This window comes from Intrasporangium sp. (assembly GCF_039812505.1).
Classification (GTDB): Bacteria; Actinomycetota; Actinomycetes; order Actinomycetales; family Dermatophilaceae; genus Intrasporangium_A.
The window spans coordinates 1-15,090 of record NZ_JBDIAQ010000032.1 but is presented as its reverse complement, the minus strand read 5'-3'; the positions used below and the strand labels follow the sequence as shown (position 1 = coordinate 15,090).

Annotated in this window: 15 protein-coding genes; 9 read left to right on the top strand and 6 right to left on the bottom strand. The window is 71.9% G+C overall.

From position 1 onward, the window contains the following. Positions 1 to 336: 336 nt before the first annotated feature. Positions 337 to 1,329 carry a malate dehydrogenase gene (locus WMI84_RS06585; protein WP_347351495.1) on the top strand — a complete coding sequence of 331 codons (993 nt, stop codon included), beginning with the start codon at positions 337 to 339 and terminating at the stop codon, positions 1,327 to 1,329. A gap of 349 nt (positions 1,330 to 1,678) precedes the next feature. On the opposite strand, the gene WMI84_RS06580 is transcribed toward WMI84_RS06585, so the two are convergent. Then, positions 1,679 to 2,008 carry a hypothetical protein gene (locus WMI84_RS06580; protein WP_347351493.1) on the bottom strand — a complete coding sequence of 110 codons (330 nt, stop codon included), beginning with the start codon at positions 2,006 to 2,008 and terminating at the stop codon, positions 1,679 to 1,681. 213 nt (positions 2,009 to 2,221) lie between these two features. Here WMI84_RS06580 and WMI84_RS06575 point away from each other — a divergent pair, with 213 nt between their 5' ends. The 5 genes from WMI84_RS06575 to WMI84_RS06555 all read left to right on the top strand — a co-directional run bounded on the left by WMI84_RS06575 (position 2,222) and on the right by WMI84_RS06555 (position 5,802). Next, positions 2,222 to 2,827 (top strand): SatD family protein, encoded by a 606-nt coding sequence (locus WMI84_RS06575; RefSeq protein ID WP_347351515.1) that lies wholly within the window; start codon positions 2,222 to 2,224, stop codon positions 2,825 to 2,827. Positions 2,828 to 3,032: 205 nt separating this feature from the next. Beyond that, positions 3,033 to 4,211 (top strand): amidase family protein, encoded by a 1,179-nt coding sequence (locus WMI84_RS06570; RefSeq protein ID WP_347351491.1) that lies wholly within the window; start codon positions 3,033 to 3,035, stop codon positions 4,209 to 4,211. Beyond that, entirely contained in the window at positions 4,208 to 4,513 is a 306-nt protein-coding gene (locus tag WMI84_RS06565; protein ID WP_347351489.1) for an amidase family protein, read from the top strand. The genes WMI84_RS06570 and WMI84_RS06565 overlap by 4 nt, the downstream gene beginning before the upstream one ends. Before the next feature lie 156 nt (positions 4,514 to 4,669). Next, entirely contained in the window at positions 4,670 to 5,530 is an 861-nt protein-coding gene (locus WMI84_RS06560; RefSeq protein WP_347351487.1) for a bifunctional methylenetetrahydrofolate dehydrogenase/methenyltetrahydrofolate cyclohydrolase, read from the top strand. Further along, entirely contained in the window at positions 5,527 to 5,802 is a 276-nt protein-coding gene (locus tag WMI84_RS06555; protein ID WP_347351486.1) for a DUF3017 domain-containing protein, read from the top strand. Before WMI84_RS06560 ends, WMI84_RS06555 begins: the two co-directional genes overlap by 4 nt. A gap of 337 nt (positions 5,803 to 6,139) precedes the next feature. Here the strand turns inward: WMI84_RS06555 and WMI84_RS06550 are convergent, their stop codons facing one another. The 3 genes from WMI84_RS06550 to WMI84_RS06540 all read right to left on the bottom strand — a co-directional run bounded on the left by WMI84_RS06550 (position 6,140) and on the right by WMI84_RS06540 (position 11,116). Further along, positions 6,140 to 7,000 (bottom strand): Rieske 2Fe-2S domain-containing protein, encoded by an 861-nt coding sequence (locus tag WMI84_RS06550; RefSeq protein WP_347351484.1) that lies wholly within the window; start codon positions 6,998 to 7,000, stop codon positions 6,140 to 6,142. 156 nt (positions 7,001 to 7,156) lie between these two features. Then, positions 7,157 to 9,130, bottom strand: coding sequence for an ABC transporter ATP-binding protein (locus WMI84_RS06545; RefSeq protein WP_347351482.1), 1,974 nt, complete (start codon positions 9,128 to 9,130; stop codon positions 7,157 to 7,159). Positions 9,131 to 9,133: 3 nt separating this feature from the next. Next, positions 9,134 to 11,116, bottom strand: coding sequence for an ABC transporter ATP-binding protein (locus WMI84_RS06540; protein WP_347351480.1), 1,983 nt, complete (start codon positions 11,114 to 11,116; stop codon positions 9,134 to 9,136). Positions 11,117 to 11,367: 251 nt separating this feature from the next. On the opposite strand from WMI84_RS06540, the gene WMI84_RS06535 reads away from it, so the two are divergent. Together WMI84_RS06535 and WMI84_RS06530 are read left to right on the top strand one after the other, a co-directional pair. Beyond that, entirely contained in the window at positions 11,368 to 11,601 is a 234-nt protein-coding gene (locus tag WMI84_RS06535; RefSeq protein WP_347351478.1) for an antitoxin MazE5, read from the top strand. Further along, positions 11,556 to 11,927 carry a type II toxin-antitoxin system PemK/MazF family toxin gene (locus WMI84_RS06530; RefSeq protein ID WP_347351476.1) on the top strand — a complete coding sequence of 124 codons (372 nt, stop codon included), beginning with the start codon at positions 11,556 to 11,558 and terminating at the stop codon, positions 11,925 to 11,927. Before WMI84_RS06535 ends, WMI84_RS06530 begins: the two co-directional genes overlap by 46 nt. 100 nt (positions 11,928 to 12,027) lie before the next feature. Here WMI84_RS06530 and WMI84_RS06525 read toward each other — a convergent pair whose 3' ends face one another. Both WMI84_RS06525 and WMI84_RS06520 read right to left on the bottom strand, forming a co-directional pair. Continuing rightward, on the bottom strand, positions 12,028 to 13,431 hold the full coding sequence (locus WMI84_RS06525) for an ATP-binding protein (protein WP_347351474.1): 1,404 nt from the start codon (positions 13,429 to 13,431) through the stop codon (positions 12,028 to 12,030). Continuing rightward, a complete protein-coding gene (locus tag WMI84_RS06520) occupies positions 13,421 to 14,098 on the bottom strand; it encodes a response regulator transcription factor (protein ID WP_347351472.1) in 678 nt (225 codons plus the stop codon). Before WMI84_RS06520 ends, WMI84_RS06525 begins: the two co-directional genes overlap by 11 nt. 135 nt (positions 14,099 to 14,233) lie before the next feature. Between WMI84_RS06520 and WMI84_RS06515 the strand changes: the two genes are divergently transcribed. Beyond that, entirely contained in the window at positions 14,234 to 14,950 is a 717-nt protein-coding gene (locus WMI84_RS06515) for a PepSY domain-containing protein (RefSeq protein WP_347351470.1), read from the top strand. Positions 14,951 to 15,090: the final 140 nt, after the last annotated feature.

Below are 15,090 nucleotides of genomic sequence, written 5' to 3'. Positions count from 1 at the left end.
GCCGTTCGCTTCACTTCGCGGGTCGCTTGGCGCCGCGTCCCAGGCATAGCCCCGCTGGACCCAGCAGGAACGAGCCTTCATCACCGTGCCGCGGGGAAATACGCTGTAGGTACCCCGAGCGGGGCTGAGTCTAGATCAATCGGCCACAGTGCAACAAATCCGCTCAAAAAGTGGGAAACGGAGGACGTAGCTTCCACGGCTGGTACGTGCGGGGCGGTGTGGACGTCATACGGGCAGTCCGGGAGTGACTGACCCTCAGGAACGGCCCCGGGCGCGACCCCGGTCGACTGATAGTTTCAGGAGGGTCCAGACCGCATCTCGTGAGGGGCCCCCATCGTGAGCACAACCCCAGTGAAGGTGGCCGTCACCGGCGCCGCCGGTCACATCGGCTACAGCATCCTGTTCCGCATCGCGAGCGGCGCGATCTTCGGACCGGACACTCCGGTCGAGCTGCGCCTGCTCGAGATCACCCCCGCGCTGAAGGCGCTCGAGGGCGTAGTCATGGAGCTCGACGACTGCGCCTTCCCGACGCTGGCCGGCGTCGAGATCGGCGACGAGCCGACCAAGGTCTTCGACGGAGCCGGCCTCGCGCTGCTGGTAGGCGCCCGCCCGCGCGGCCCGGGCATGGAGCGCGGCGACCTGCTCGAGGCCAACGGCGGCATCTTCGCCCCGCAGGGCAAGGCCCTGAACGAGGTAGCCAGCGACGACGTGAAGGTGCTCATCACCGGCAACCCGGCCAACACCAACGCGCTGATCACGATGAGCAACGCGCCTGACATCCCCACCGAGCGTTTCTCCGCGCTGACCCGCCTGGACCACAACCGGGCCATCAGCCAGCTCGCCGCCAAGCTGCAGGTGCCAGTCACCCAGGTCAGGAAGATGACGATCTGGGGCAACCACTCGGCCACCCAGTACCCCGACGTCTACCACGCCGAGGTGGGCGGCCGTAACGCCGCCGAGGCGGTGGGCGACCAGGCCTGGATCGAGCACGAGTTCATCCCCACGGTCGCCAAGCGCGGCGCGGCGATCATCGCGGCCCGCGGCGCCTCGTCGGCGGCGTCCGCCGCGTCGGCGACGATCGACGCAGCGCGCACGTGGGTGGCCACCGGGACGGCCGACGGCGACTGGACCTCGATGGCGGTCGTCTCCGACGGGTCGTACGGCGTGCAGGAGGGGCTCATCTCCTCCTTCCCCGTCACGGTCAAGGACGGTGCCTGGTCGATCGTGCAGGGCCTCGAGATCAACGACTTCTCCCGGGGCAAGATCGACGCCTCGGTCGCCGAGCTCGCCGACGAGCGGGACGCGGTCAAGGGGCTCGGGCTGGTCTGACTCCGAGGCCGACGAGGCTGCCAGGGATCCCGGTGCTGCGCGCGTGTGTAGCACCGGGTCGCCCCGGCGTCTTCGCGTCGCGGCGAGGACAGGTCCGCGGTGGACATCGACGGCTCGACGGACGACGTCCGCAACGTCGAACTCGACGAGCACGGCAGCCCGTCCTCGATGAGTGAGGGCACCGCGTCTCTCAAAGGTCGAGCACGAACCGAAGCGCCTCGTCCATGGCCCGTGACTCGCCGGTCCCGACGGTCCCACGCGAAGGGACTCGAACAAGCGGGCTGAGCGGCATACCGTAAAGCGAGCGAAGGTGACCAACCGCTCGTCGTCCGCGGGCTCCCGCCCGCGACTACGACCTGAGACCGACCACCTCGACGTGACCGTTGAATCTCGCGAAGTCACCGACGTTGAGGGTGACAAGGGTTCTGATCCCATGCACGAGCATGGTCGCGACCACCTTGGCGTCATGGACCTGTTTACCTGCACAGTCGACGGCGTCCAGCAGCTCCAAAAGACGATCACCGACCTTGTGGTCCTCGTCCAGCAGGTGCAGGCGGGTCCGGAGCGCACGCACATTGGCAACCGCCGCTGACTGCTCCATCCCGAGCCCGTTCTGGGCCAGGGGACGAGTGGCGACGGCCAGGTACTCCCGGAGGATCTGTCCGCTGGTGTAGAGCACCGTGCCGGACTCGGGCCAGGTGTTCAGAGATGGTAGCGCTGGCAATAGCGCGGCATCCTCGCGGCACCCGAGGCCCGTCCTCGCCTTGGGCGCGTTCCGCTACAACCCCCGACTCGGTCGACGAGTCGACGGACGGTGGCCTACTGCCGTTCACTTTAGGTATGATTTTCAGATGAAAGGTATGAAGCACATGCCTTCACATGGGGCGTTCTCATCGGTGACATCGTCGAGTCGCGGCGGGCCAGGGACCGACAGTCGCTGCACAACACGATCGTGGGCACCCTCGAGCTCGTCAACCGTGAGCACCCGGTCCTCGATCCGGCTGTCGTCACCGCCGGGGATGAGTTCCAGGGGGTCTATCGCACGCTGGGGGACGCGCTGGTGGCCTCGTTCCACATCCGGGCGGGGCTGCGGCCCCACGATGTGCGGTTCGGGCTGGGGCGCGGCGCGATACAGGTGCTCGACGCACAACGGGGCATTCATGACGGTCCCGGCTACTGGGCCGCCCGCGAGGCCATCGAGGCCGCCGAGTCGCTGGCCGTGAGGCCTGCCCTCCGCACGACGCGCACCATCTATCGCTCCAGCGATGAGCCCTCCCTGGGGAGCGCCGTCAACGCCGCCCTGCTCGGCCTGGACCAGATCGTCGGATCGTTGTCGGTGGTGTCCGGCAGGCTCCTCGCAGGACGGCTGGCCGGCCTGACCCAACGCGAGATCGCCGACCGCGAGGGGATCACCTCGTCAGCCGTGTCACAACGCGTGCGACGGGACGGGATCGGCGTGGCCATGGAGACGATGCGCCTGCTGGGTGAGCTGGCATGACGTGGGTCTCGGTCGCCCTCATCGCGTTCGGCGTGGCCGACCTGTCCCGTGCCAAGGACAGCCGGGCGTCCCGATGGCTGCCGTCCCTCGCTGGGGGTGCCACTCTCGTCGTCATCGCCGCGCTCACCGACATGATCCGTTGGGCAGACGTGGGCGATCCTCCACGCAGCGGGGGCTCGCCGGCCGGCCGTGGGACAGTGGCCGGGTGGACAGCCTGGACCTTGCCACCACGTCGGCCACTGAGGTCGCCCGGGCGATCCGGGACCGGGAGGTGTCACCGACGGAGGTGATGCAGGCAACCATCGAGCGGGTCGAGCGAGTCAACCCGGCGGTGAATGCCTTGGTGCACAAGGCTTTTGACGAGGCCATGACACGGGCTGCCGAGGCGGACCAGCAGGTGGCCCTGGGCCGGGAGCTCGGCCCGCTGCACGGGGTGCCGACCGCGATCAAGGACCTGTTCGAGTTCAAGCCGGGCTGGCCGGCGACGCTCGGCGGCATACCGGCCCTGCGCGACCATACGGTCGACGCGACGTGCGTCTGGGCGCAGCGGATGGAGGCGGCCGGGGCGATCATCATCGGCAAGACGAATGCCCCGGTCCTCGGCTTCCGTGGCACGACGGACAACCCGCTCTTCGGCCCGACGAGCACCCCGTTCGACCTGGGCCGCAATGCCGGGGGCTCGTCAGGCGGTGCAGCTGCGGCCGTGGCCAGCGGGATGCTCCCGTTCGCCGAGGGCACCGACGTGGGCGGCTCGGTGCGCATCCCGGCCGCGTGGTGCGGGGTCGTCGGCTTCAAGCAGTCGTGGGGACGAGTGCCGGTCGTCCCCCGCCCGAACGCGTTCGGCGGGACCAACCCGTTCGGCTTCGAGGGCGTGCTGACCCGCAGCGCCGAGGACCTCGGCACCATGCTGGCGGTGCTTTCCGGCCCGGACCCTCGCGACCCTTATGCCCGCAGCGACCGGTTCGACGACATCGACGCGCACCAGCGGGGCATCAACGGGCTGCGGGTCGCCTACAGCCCCGACTTCGGCGGCTTCCCGGTCGAACCGCGGGTGCGGGAGGTCGTCGACTCGGCGGTCGCCGCGCTCGAGCAGGCCGGCGCGGTCGTCGAGCAGGTCGGAACCCCGCTGCCCCGGGACCAGTTCCAGATCGGCGAGCTGTGGTGCCGTCTCGTGGCACCGCGTAACCTGTTCGTCCTCGACCGGCTGGCCGTCGACGGGATCGACCTGCTCGCTGCCCATCGGGACCAGCTGCCGGGCCAGCTGCTGCGTTACGTCGACGAGGCGACCCGCATGACGGTCCGCGACTTCGAGGCGTTGCAGGTGGCCCGGACCGAGGTGTTCGACTTCGTCCAGTCCTTCTTACCTCGCACGACCTGCTCGTGACACCGACGGTCGCCTGCCTGCCCGTGCCCAACGCCCCCGAGCGCGGCCAGACCCTGGGGCCGAACCAGGTCGAGGGCATCCGCGTGGACCCGGGCATCGGCTGGACCCTCGCGTTCCCGCTGAACTTCTCGGGCCACCCGGCCGCGTCGGTGCCGGCCGGGCTGGCCGACGGGCTGCCCGTCGGGTTGCAGGTCGTCGGACGGCTCGGCGCCGACTCGGACGCCGTCGCGGCCTGTGGTGCGCTCGAGCAGGTGCGCCCTTGGTCGGCGAGCTATGCCCGCGTGACGCTGGGAGGGCAGTGAGCGGCGTACGCGATGGCCTGCGCCAGGGGCGGCTCACGTCACGACCTGCATGCTCGGGAGACACGCTGCCGACTTGTCGAAGGCGTGCCGGGGCCGTGGGGCCGGCAACCGTGGGGGCGGCAGGTGTCGAGCGTCCGACGTGGGAGACTGGGCGCCGTGACGGCACGGATCCTCGACGGCAAGGCCACCCTGACCGCTATCAAGACGGAGCTGAAGGTGCGGGTCGCGGCCCTCGAGGAGCACGGGATCGTCCCGGGCCTGGGCACCGTACTGGTCGGCGACGATCCCGGGAGCCGGTGGTACGTCGCCGCGAAGCACCGGGACTGCGCCGAGCTCGGCATCACCAGCATCCGCCACGAGCTTCCGGCCACGGCGACTCAGGGCGAGGTGGAGGCCGCCATCGACGAGCTGAACGCCGACCCGGCCTGCACCGGCTTCCTGGTCCAGCAGCCGACCGGTCTGGACGAGCTGGCCCTGCTCTCCCGAGTGGACCCGGCCAAGGACGTCGACGGCCTGCACCCGATGAACCTGGGCTGGCTCGTCCTGGGCAGGCCGGCTCCGCTGCCCTGCACGCCGATGGGCATCGTCGAGCTGCTGCGTCGCTTCGAGGTACCGATCGCCGGGGCCCGGGTCACCGTCGTCGGGCGTGGCCTGACCGTCGGGCGGCCGCTGGGGCTGGTCCTGACCCGCCGGTCCGAGAACGCCACGGTGACGCTGTGCCACACCGGCACCAAGGACCTGGCTGCCGAGGTGGCCCGGGCCGACATCGTCGTGGCCGCCGCCGGCGTGCCGAACATGATCACCGCCGACATGGTCAAGCCCGGGGCCGCGGTACTCGACGTCGGCGTGAGCCGGATCGAGGGCAGGATCGCCGGCGACGTCGCCGCCGACGTGACGCAGGTGGCCGGCTGGGTCGCTCCCAACCCGGGCGGGGTCGGACCGATGACCAGGGCGATGCTGCTGACCAACATCGTCGCCTCCGCCGAGCAGGCCGCTGCTGCGCGCCTCGTTGGATGACCGTGGGCGGGAGCGGCTTCGGCCGCCTCGGGCCGTGGTGGCTCGTCGCCGCCGCGGTCGGTGCCGGGCTGGTCCTGTTCTGGCTCGGACAGGTGCGGCTGGGCGGGCAGGTGATGGCGGGCGGCTTCGCCGCGGCCGCGCTCATCAGGGCAGTGGCGACCCGCTCGCGTGCCGGCGGGATCGCCGTGCGCAACAAGGGAGTCGACGTGCTGGTCCTGCTGGCCCTCGCCGTCGGGATCCTGCTCGCCTCGGCGACGGTCCGACTCGGCTGAGCCGGGCGCCCGTACGACCGCGGGGCCACCGGACCAGCCGGGTCCCGGCGCCCAGCCGGCCACCCGGGCGGTGCAGGCTCACACGACGTCGGCTTGGCGGAGGGTGGGCGCCCCGCAGCCAGTGCCCGGCCGAGCCCTGCTCCCGACGGTGCTGCCCGGTCGCAAGCCGGCTCGGCGGCATACTCTCTGGCCTGCTGTTCGCCCCCCCGGCGCCCAACCTCCACCACCGACGATACGGGCACACGCCGCGATCCGGGCCCGATCAGCACATCTCGGTCAGGGCCCGCCGCCGGCCGGGTCGGGGCGGGGTCCTGGGTTGCCGGCCGTGACCCCCGGCTCAGCCGACATGACGGACCTCGATCTGGCCGTCGTTGACACGGGTCTCGTAGGAGGGCTGCCGAGCGGTGGCCGGGCCGCGCCGGATCTCACCGTCGCGGAGCTGGAAGATGCTCCCGTGCCACGGGCAGGTGACGCAGCCGTCGGCGAAGGTGCCCTCGTCCAATGGCCCGCCCATGTGGGAGCAGGTGTTGGACAGGGCCCAGATCTCGCTGCCCGACCGGTACAGGAGCACGGCGGTGCCGTCGGCGTCCACCTTGCGGTGCTCGCCGTCGCCGAGCTCGGCCTCGGGCAGGACCGCGACCCAGTCCCCGGGACCCTCCTCCCAGGCGACCCGGTTGACGTTGACGCCCTTGCCGAAGCTGAGGTGACCGCCGAGGTACCCCCCGGCCAGCAGCGCGCCCATACCGACCATGCCGAGCACCTTGCCCCGCGTCCTGTTCCCCCGGGCCCGGCAGCGTGCCGACAGGGTGTAGAGCACCAGGGCGGAGGTGACCGCGCCGGCGTGGACGAGGCCGACCCGGGTCTCCGGGCCGTAGGTGTCGGACCAGTCGTTCAGGCCGCTGGCCGCCGTCGGCAGGGCCGAGACGATCCCGGTGGCGACGAGGATGTCGGCCGCTCGTTCGCTCGAGCTGCCGCCGACCACGTCGAGCAGGCCGGCCATGGTCCACGCGCCGATCGGCACGTCCGTCAGGAGCGGGTGCAGCGGATGGCCGATCACCTCCCCGCTCAGGGTGTTGCGCACGATGGCCGGACGGACCGCCTTGCCGACCCAGTCGACGATCGGCTGGGACACGCCGTCGAGCCCCGACATCTCCTCGATGGAACTCATCACGTTGGCCACGCGCGATGCGATGGACATTCTCAACCTCCGGTGTTCGATGTGTGGGGCTTGCGGGACGGACGTGCCGACGGGATCGTCGGGGCGCGTCCCTGCCCACCATGTACCCTCCTGCGCCGACCTGCCACTCCCGGTCTCCCGAACCTGCCGGCGGGACGGGCCGCCACCGGCGTCGGGTCAGCTCGTCCAGGCCCGCCAGAGCGCGGCGTACTCCCCCTGCCGGGAGACGAGCTGCTCGTGGCTGCCGAGCTCGACGATCCGTCCGTCGACGACCACCGCGATCCGGTCGGCGTCGTGCGCGGTGTGCAACCGGTGCGCGATCGCCACGACCGTGCGACCGGCCAGCAGCCCGCTCATCGAGCCCTCGAGGTGACGGGCCGTCCGCGGGTCGATGAGCGAGGTCGCCTCGTCGAGCACGACGGTGTGCGGGTCGGCCAGGATCAGCCTGGCCAGGGCGACCTGCTGGGCGCGCCCCGGGGCGAGCGCGAGGTTGCCGGAACCGACCCTCGTGTCGAGGCCGCCGGGCAGGCGCGCGACCCATTCGTCCGCCTCGACCTCCCGCAGGGCGGCGAGGACCTCGGCGTCGTCGGCACCCTCGCGGGCGAGCGCGACATTGTCGCGCAGGGTGCCGATGAAGACGTGGTGCTCCTGCGTGACGAGGGCGACCTCGCTCCGCAGCCGGGCCAGCGACAGCCGGGTCAGCTCGACACCGCCCACGGTGACCGAGCCGGTGCGCGGACCGTGGATCCCGGCCATGAGCCGGCCCAGGGTCGACTTGCCCGAGCCGGACGGGCCGACGATGGCGAGCCGCTCGCCCGGGCGCAGGTGCAGGTCGATGCCGTGGAGCACGTCGTGACCCTCGCGGTAGGCGTAGCGCAGGTCGCGACCCAGCAGCTCGACACCCGTGGGCTCGTCGGGTCCCGCCGCACGGTCGGGCGGGACGGTGGCGATGCCGAGCAGGCGCGTCGTCGAGGCCATGCCGACCTGGACCCGGTCGAGAGTGGAGACGAGCATGTCGAACGGACCCCACAGCACCTCGGTGTAGAGGACCGCGGTGGTGACCTGGCCCAGGCTCGCCCAGCCGCTCGCGTAGCCGAGCGCGCCGAGCAGCAGCACCAGGACCCGGGGCATGCCGAACGCGAGGTCCATGACCGCGAAGAGCAGGTTGCGCAGCGTGAGGGTGTAGCGCTCGGCCTGGGCGGACAGCTCGATGTCGAGGTCGCCCCGTTCGAGCCGGTGCCCGCCCAGCCGCAGGGCCTCGACGGTGCGCACGCCCTCGACGGTCTCGGTCAGGGTGGTGTTGATCCGGGAGTACGTGCCGCCTTCGGTGAGGTAGCCTCGGGGCGCCCGCGTGAGGTAGCGCCGCACCTGGACCAGGGCGACCGTCATCAGCACGATCGACGGCAGCGCGAGCACCCAGGAGTTCGCCACCATCGCGACGATCGTCAACACCACGCTGACCGAGGCGACGATCGACTCCGGCAGGGCCCACCGCACCGACTCGCTCATCGTGCCGACGTCGCGGGTGACGCGGGTCACCAGGTCGCCCGAGCCGGCCGACTCGACCCTGCCCAGGGGCAGCCGGAGGATCGCCCGGACGACGTACTCGCGGGCCGCGGCCAGCACACCCTGACCGAGGACCGCCGCCGAGGCCTTGGCCGCGAAGGTGAAACACGCCTGCAGGACGACGAGCCCGGCCACGAGCAGCGCCATCGCGTTCGCCCCGGCCAGGGCGGCACCCGTCCGGTGGTCGTGCAGGTGCGCGACCGTCTGGTCGACGAGCATCCCGAGGAAGCGCGGCACGAGCAGCCCGGCCGTGGCGGCGAGCACGTTGGCGAGCACGACGACGGCGACCCAGCCGCGCCGGTCCCGCAGCAGCCCGCCGACGAACGAGACGACCTGGCGCTCCTGCGCGATCGGCAGGCCGTGCTCGGGGTGCATGGTCGCGGCCACGAACTCCCCGGCCCGCCGCTCCCGCAGCAGGTGCCGGGTGCGCAGCGCCCGGGCTCGCTGGCGCGGCGTCGCGTGGCGTGGCGGCCGCAGCTGGTCCGGGACGCTCTCGCGGGGGGTGGTGGTGTCCCAGGTGGACGCGGAGGCGCGGGCGAGCACGGGCGGCAGCGGGGACACGTCGGCGATCTCGACACGGCTCATCGCTCACCACTCCTCGGGTCGGGGGGTGAGCGGCTCGTGCAGCTCGCCCGGGCCGTGGGGCTCACGAGGTGCGGGCCGGGGTGCCCGACCGGGATCGGCCGCCGGTGCGGACTGGGGAGATCCGGCCGCGTGTGCCTCGTCCCGGACCACGACCGAGCGGTATGCCGCCGAGCCGGCGAGCAGGTCGGTGTGCCGGCCGCGCGCGGTGGCCCGGCCGGCCTCGACGAGGATGACCTCGTCGGCGTGGTGCAGCAGCAGCGGGCTGGCCGTCATGACCACCGTGGTGCGCCCCCGGCGGTGCTGGCCGATCCGTTCGGCGATCCGGGCCTCGGTGTGGGCGTCGACCGCACTCGTCGGCTCGACCAGGACGAGGACCTCCGGGTCGGCGGCCAGGGCTCGCATCAGCACCAGCCGCTGCCGCTGACCGCCGGAGAGCCCGCGGCCCCGCTCGTCGAGGCGGCCCTGCCAGCCGCCGGGGAGCGCGTCGAAGACGTCGTCGGCCGCCGCGGTGTACAGCGCCTGCTCGGCAGCGCCTCGGGTGAGCGTGCCACGTGGGTCGATCGCCTCGCGGAGGGTGCCGGCGAAGACCTGCGGGGTGGGGTCGCTCACCAGGATGCGGCTGCGGACCTCGTCGAGCTCGACCCGGGAGAGGTCGACGCCACCTACGGTGACCCCCCAGGGGCGGCGGGCCCGGGTCTCGTCGCGGCGCGCCTGCTCGGCCCGAGCCCTGGCCCGGGCCCGGCTCTCCCGGCGAGCCGCTCGGCCCACCAGCTCCTCCGGTATCTCGTCGCTGACCCGGGCGCCCGCCTCGGCGGGCAGGTACCGGCCGATCCGGTCGGCGAGCGCGGCGCAGTCGTCGGTCACCGACGAGACGACCATGGTCAGCCGACCGGGGTGGATCGTCGCCCCGGACGCCTGGTCGTGGATCACCGCGTGGTGGGGCAGGTGCTCCGGGACGTCCGGGTGCGGCCAGGGGGGCTGCTGCTCGAGGACGGCGATTGCCTTGCGGGCCGAGACGAGCGAGCGGGTCCACTTCTGGGCGAACTCGACGAAGGTGCGCATCGGCTGGACGAGGAACAGCCCGTAGCCGAGGAAGCTGACGAACTCCCCTACCGTGAGGCGCCCCTGGGCCACCTCGCGGGTGCCCGACCAGAGCAGCGCGACGACGAACCCACCGGAGAGCAGGACGCCCACCGACTCGACCGCCGCCTGCCACCGCCCGGCCGCGACGCCCGCACTGCGGACGCGTTGGGACTGGGCGGCGTAGTTGCCGCCGAAGGTCTGCTCACCGCCGATCCCGCGCAGGATCCGCAGGCCGCCGACGATGTCGGTCGCCATCGAGGTGAGCTCGGAGTTGCGGGACCGTTCGACACCCTGCCAGCGCTGCATCGGGCGCAGCAGCGGCATACCGAGCACGACGAGCAGCGGCGCGGCGACCAGGACGAGCAGGCCCATACGGGCGGAGGTCTGCAGCACGATGGTCGCCACGACCAGGTAGGCGACCAGCTGCGCGACGGCGCGGGTCGTGATCTCCATCAGCGCGCCGAACTGGTCGCCGTCGCTGCCCGAGACCGACAGGACCTCCCCGGTGGGGGTGCGCCGGGTCAGGACATGGCCGAGCTGCAGGGCCTTGCGGGTGACCAGCTTGGTCGTGCCGTAGAGGGCGATGAGCCACTCCTTGACGATGAAGGTGTGCAGCACGATCCCGGAGACGGCGCCGATCACGGTGACGACGGCCAGCAGCAGCACCCACCGTGCCGTTGCACCGGCATCCCCGGTGACGATGCCGGTGTCGATGGCTCGGCCGACGACCCACGGGCCGAGGGTCTGCGGTGCCATCCACATGAGGGCAGCGAGCAGACCCCACCAGAAGACGCTGCCCTGCTGACCGATGACCCAACGCAGGAACGCCCGGGGTGATCGGGTGTCCGGCTGGTCGGCGGTCCGTTCGACGTAGGCGCCGACGGGGGGCGGGAAGTCTCGCATGTCCCGTCGAGCGTAGATGGCCACGGCGACAGCGTTCCAACCGTTTATGCCCACTCGATCCGCTGCGGGTGTGAGTCATGGTCGTGTCGTTCGACGGGGTTTGTGCAGGTCGGCCCATCACGTGATTACTGACGCACCCTTCACCAATCAGGCCCCGACGAGATTCTCGGGCCCGACACCACAATCCCGACGCACACCCGATCCGCTGCTGACGCCAGCGTGGAGTCGGCGCCTCGTAGCATGATCGTGGCATGAGTCGCACACGCCTGAGCACCACTGTGGACACCGAGCTCCTCGAGAGCGCCCGGCGGGCTTCCGGGAAGCGGGACTCCGCGCTTGTCGACGAGGCACTCGCCGCCCTGCTGGCTCGCCATCGCGCAGCCGAAGTGGACGCTGGCTACGCCGCGTACGACGCACACCCGCTCGACGAGCCGGACGCGTGGGGGGACCTGGCCTCGTTCCGACGGGCGGTTGCGGCCTCGTGACCGAGCTGCCTGCGCGTGGGGAGGTGTGGTGGTGCGAGATGGCGGCGATCGGCCGTCGACCCGTCGTCGTCCTGTCTCGTGATGCCGTCATTCCCCGCCATCGCCGCGCACTCGTCGCCCCGTGCACGACCACCATCCGAGACCGCCCCAGCGAGGTTGTGCTCGAACCCGGTGACGACCCGGTGCCCCTGCGCTCGGTGGTCAACCTCGACTCGGTCGAAACCGTCTCGACCGCGATCCTTGTCGAGCGCCTGGGACGGGTGGCCGAGGCCCGGATGCGGGAGATCTGCGATGCTCTCGCAGTCGCAGTCGACTGTGCGTCCTGAGCCTCGGCCCCATGCCGGGAGCGGATGGTGCGGAACGGCCGTCAGCCGTCGTGACGGACAACGATCGTCAGGCGGGACCAGAGCAGGAGCCTCCGGCCGGTCAGGTCGCCGCCGGCAGGGTCACCAGGAAGCGGGACTCGTCGCCTGCGTCGACCACGGTGAGGTCCCCGCCGTGCGCCCGGACGATCTCGCGGGCGATCGGCAGGCCAAGGCCGCTACCGCCCGCATCGCGCGCCCGGGCCTCGTCGAGCCGGACGAAGCGGCGGAAGATCCGCTCCCGGTCACCGGGCGGGACGGGCGGCCCGTCGTTGCGGACCTCGATGTGTCCGCAGGCCCGCGGGGCGGCGGCACCCGCCGACCCGACCTCACCCGTCGATCCCGGACCGGACCAGACCGCCACCCGGATGAAGGTGCGGGCGTGGCGCTGGGCGTTGTCGAGCAGGTTGTCCAGCACCTGCGTCAGCTGTGCTCCGTTCGCGGTCACGAGAACCCCAGCTGGGCAAGTCGTCTCGATCGGCACCTGCGAGTGCGGGCGACGTGAGACGACCTCGTCGACCAGGGTGCCGAGGTCGACCGCGCTGCGCTCCCCGCCCTCGCCGGCGTCGAGCCGGGCCAGCACCAGCAGGTCGCCCACCAGGGCCTGCAACCGCTCCGTGTCGGCCAGGACGCCTTCGGCGACGTCGGCCCAGTCGGCGATCTCGGGGTGTGCCAGCGCCACCTCGAGCTGGGTGCGCAGGGACGCAACGGGACTGCGGATCTCGTGGGAGGCATCGGCGACGAACTGGCGCTGGCGCTCGACCGACTGCTCGAGCCGGTCGAGCGTCCGGTTCATCGTCAGCGCGAGCCGGGTGATCTCGTCGCGCGAGTCCGGCACGGGGACCCGGCGTCCGAGGTCGGTGCTGCTGATCCGGTCGACCTCGGCTCGGATCGCCTCGACCGGGCCCAGAGCCCGGCCCACGACGAACCAGGTGACCAGGCCGATCACCACGAGCGCGGTCGCCAGCCCGACCGTCAGCAGCGAGGTCAGCGACGCCAGTGCCCGGTCGACATCCTCGAGGGACACGGCGGCATACGTCGTCACCGGCCCGGTCGGTGTCGCGGCGCGCAGGGTGACCACCTGGAAGGTGCGCGCCGGCTCGCCGGGCAGCACGATCCCCAGGGTCTGCGCGGTGGGCGCCGCCGGTGGCGGCCCGGCACCGGCGAGCGGACCGAGGCCGGCCAGCTGCGCCGACGCGGCGACCACGTGTCCGTCCGCATCGACGACCTGCAGGAGCGTGCTATCCAGCGAGTCCACCTCCAGCAGGGGCGGGAGCTGGCCGGCCGCGGCGAGGGTGGCGACACTGCGGGCCTTGGCCTGCGCCGACGCCTCGACACCGCCGACCATCCCGTCGCGGACGACCGTGACGACCACGACACCCACGGCCAGCAGGGCGAGCCCCACCACGAGGATGGCGCCGACGGTCACCCGGGCGCGCACCGAGGTGGGAGGCAGCCTAGGGCGCATCGGCGACCAACCGATAGCCCACTCCGCGGACGGTCTCGATGCTGCGCCGCTGGTAGGGGGCGTCGATCTTGCGGCGCAGCGCACTGACGTGGACCTCCACGACGTTGAGGTCCACCTCGTCGGCCTGGTCCCACACCTCGTCGATGATCTGCGGCTTCGTGACGACCTCTCCCGGCCGCTCGGCCAGCAACTTGAGGATCGCGAACTCCCTTGGTGTCAGCGTGATCTCGTCGTCACCGCGAAGGCAACGATGAGCGGCGGGGAGGATCGTCAGGTCCCCGACACCGATGGGCTGGCCGCCGGTGCGGCCGCTGCGGCGCAACAGGGCCCGGAGCCGGGCGACGAGCACCAGGTAGGAGAAGGGCTTGGTCAGGTAGTCGTCCGCACCGGTGTCCAGCGCCTCGGCCTCGTCGTACTCGCCGTCCTTGGCGGTCAGCATCAGGATCGGTGTCAGGTCACCGGCCGCCCGCAGCCTCGCGCAGACCCGATAGCCGTTGAGGCCCGGCAGCATGATGTCGAGCACGATCACGTCGTAGCCGCCCTCGAGGGCCATGGCCAGCCCGAGCGTCCCGTCGAGGGCCACGTCCACGTCGAACCCCTCGGCGCGCAGCCCACGCTGCAGCGCCATGGCGAGACGACGTTCGTCCTCGACGACAAGCACCCGCACCCGTCGAGCATGTCACGGCCGACCTGAAGCGTGGCTGAAGCGCGCCCGGACAGCCTTCAGGGTTGCTTCAGCACGTCTGTCGCACAGTGGGACCGTCCCCGACCGGACGGACGGGGTCACGAAGGGAGCACTCCGATGACGACAACGACAACGAAGACCCGCCGCCGTCGCATGGCCACGGTGGTCGGTGGCCTGGCCTTGGCCGGCCTGCTGACGGCATGTGGCGTGGGGGTTCCGGAGACCACTGTCACCCCTGCGCAGTCGACCCAGCCCGACGCTGCGGAAGGGACGACCGCGCCCACCACCCGGCCGACGGGGACCGCGACCCAGCCTTCGGCCTCCCCCTCCTCATCGACCTCACCCGGGTCCGCGCCGAAGACGCCCGGTGCCGACCTCCTCGCCGCCGTAACGGTCACCCCACAGGCCGCGGCAGCGTCGGCCCGCACTGCCCTCCCGTCGGGGCGGATCCTGTCGATCGAGCTCGAGCGCAGCTCGGGCACCGTCGTCTGGGAGCTCGACGTCGTCACCAGGGCGGCGGTCCATGAGGTGCATGTCGATGCGGTGAAGAACAAGGTCATCGCCAACCGCCCCGACCACAGCGCAGCCAAGGTCGCCAAGGCCCACGACCGGCTGGACCGAGCCGACGTGTCCTACAGCGAGGCCCTGCGGACGGCGGCGCGCACCGTCTCCGGCGGGCGGGTCGTCGAGCTCGAGCTGGACGACTCGCACGGCGCCGTCATCTGGGAAGCCAACGTCATCACCACCGGCCCGGTCAGGCACGAGCTGGAGATCGACGCGAGGACGGGCAAGGTCCTGGAGCACGAGACCGAGAAGGCGCACGCGGAGCACTGACCTGTCGGGCCGGGCGGGCCGTCGTGCCGCCGCACCATCGGACCCCGCCCGGCCACCGGAATCACTAACGAGGCTTCGCCTCTGACCGCCGAGGTGCGGGGCTGGCCTCGGTGATCGTGTGCGGTCACGCTGGGGTGATG

What these genes read in the sequence shown, in the direction of transcription:
- WMI84_RS06555 (WP_347351486.1), top strand. Translation starts at nt 5,527, where the DNA reads ATGACCGTGGGCGGGAGCGGCTTCGGCCGCCTCGGGCCGTGGTGGCTC.
- WMI84_RS06550 (WP_347351484.1), bottom strand. Translation starts at nt 7,000, where the DNA reads ATGTCCATCGCATCGCGCGTGGCCAACGTGATGAGTTCCATCGAGGAG.
- WMI84_RS06545 (WP_347351482.1), bottom strand. Translation starts at nt 9,130, where the DNA reads ATGAGCCGTGTCGAGATCGCCGACGTGTCCCCGCTGCCGCCCGTGCTC.
- WMI84_RS06540 (WP_347351480.1), bottom strand. Translation starts at nt 11,116, where the DNA reads ATGCGAGACTTCCCGCCCCCCGTCGGCGCCTACGTCGAACGGACCGCC.
- WMI84_RS06535 (WP_347351478.1), top strand. Translation starts at nt 11,368, where the DNA reads ATGAGTCGCACACGCCTGAGCACCACTGTGGACACCGAGCTCCTCGAG.
- WMI84_RS06525 (WP_347351474.1), bottom strand. Translation starts at nt 13,431, where the DNA reads ATGCGCCCTAGGCTGCCTCCCACCTCGGTGCGCGCCCGGGTGACCGTC.
- WMI84_RS06515 (WP_347351470.1), top strand. Translation starts at nt 14,234, where the DNA reads ATGACGACAACGACAACGAAGACCCGCCGCCGTCGCATGGCCACGGTG.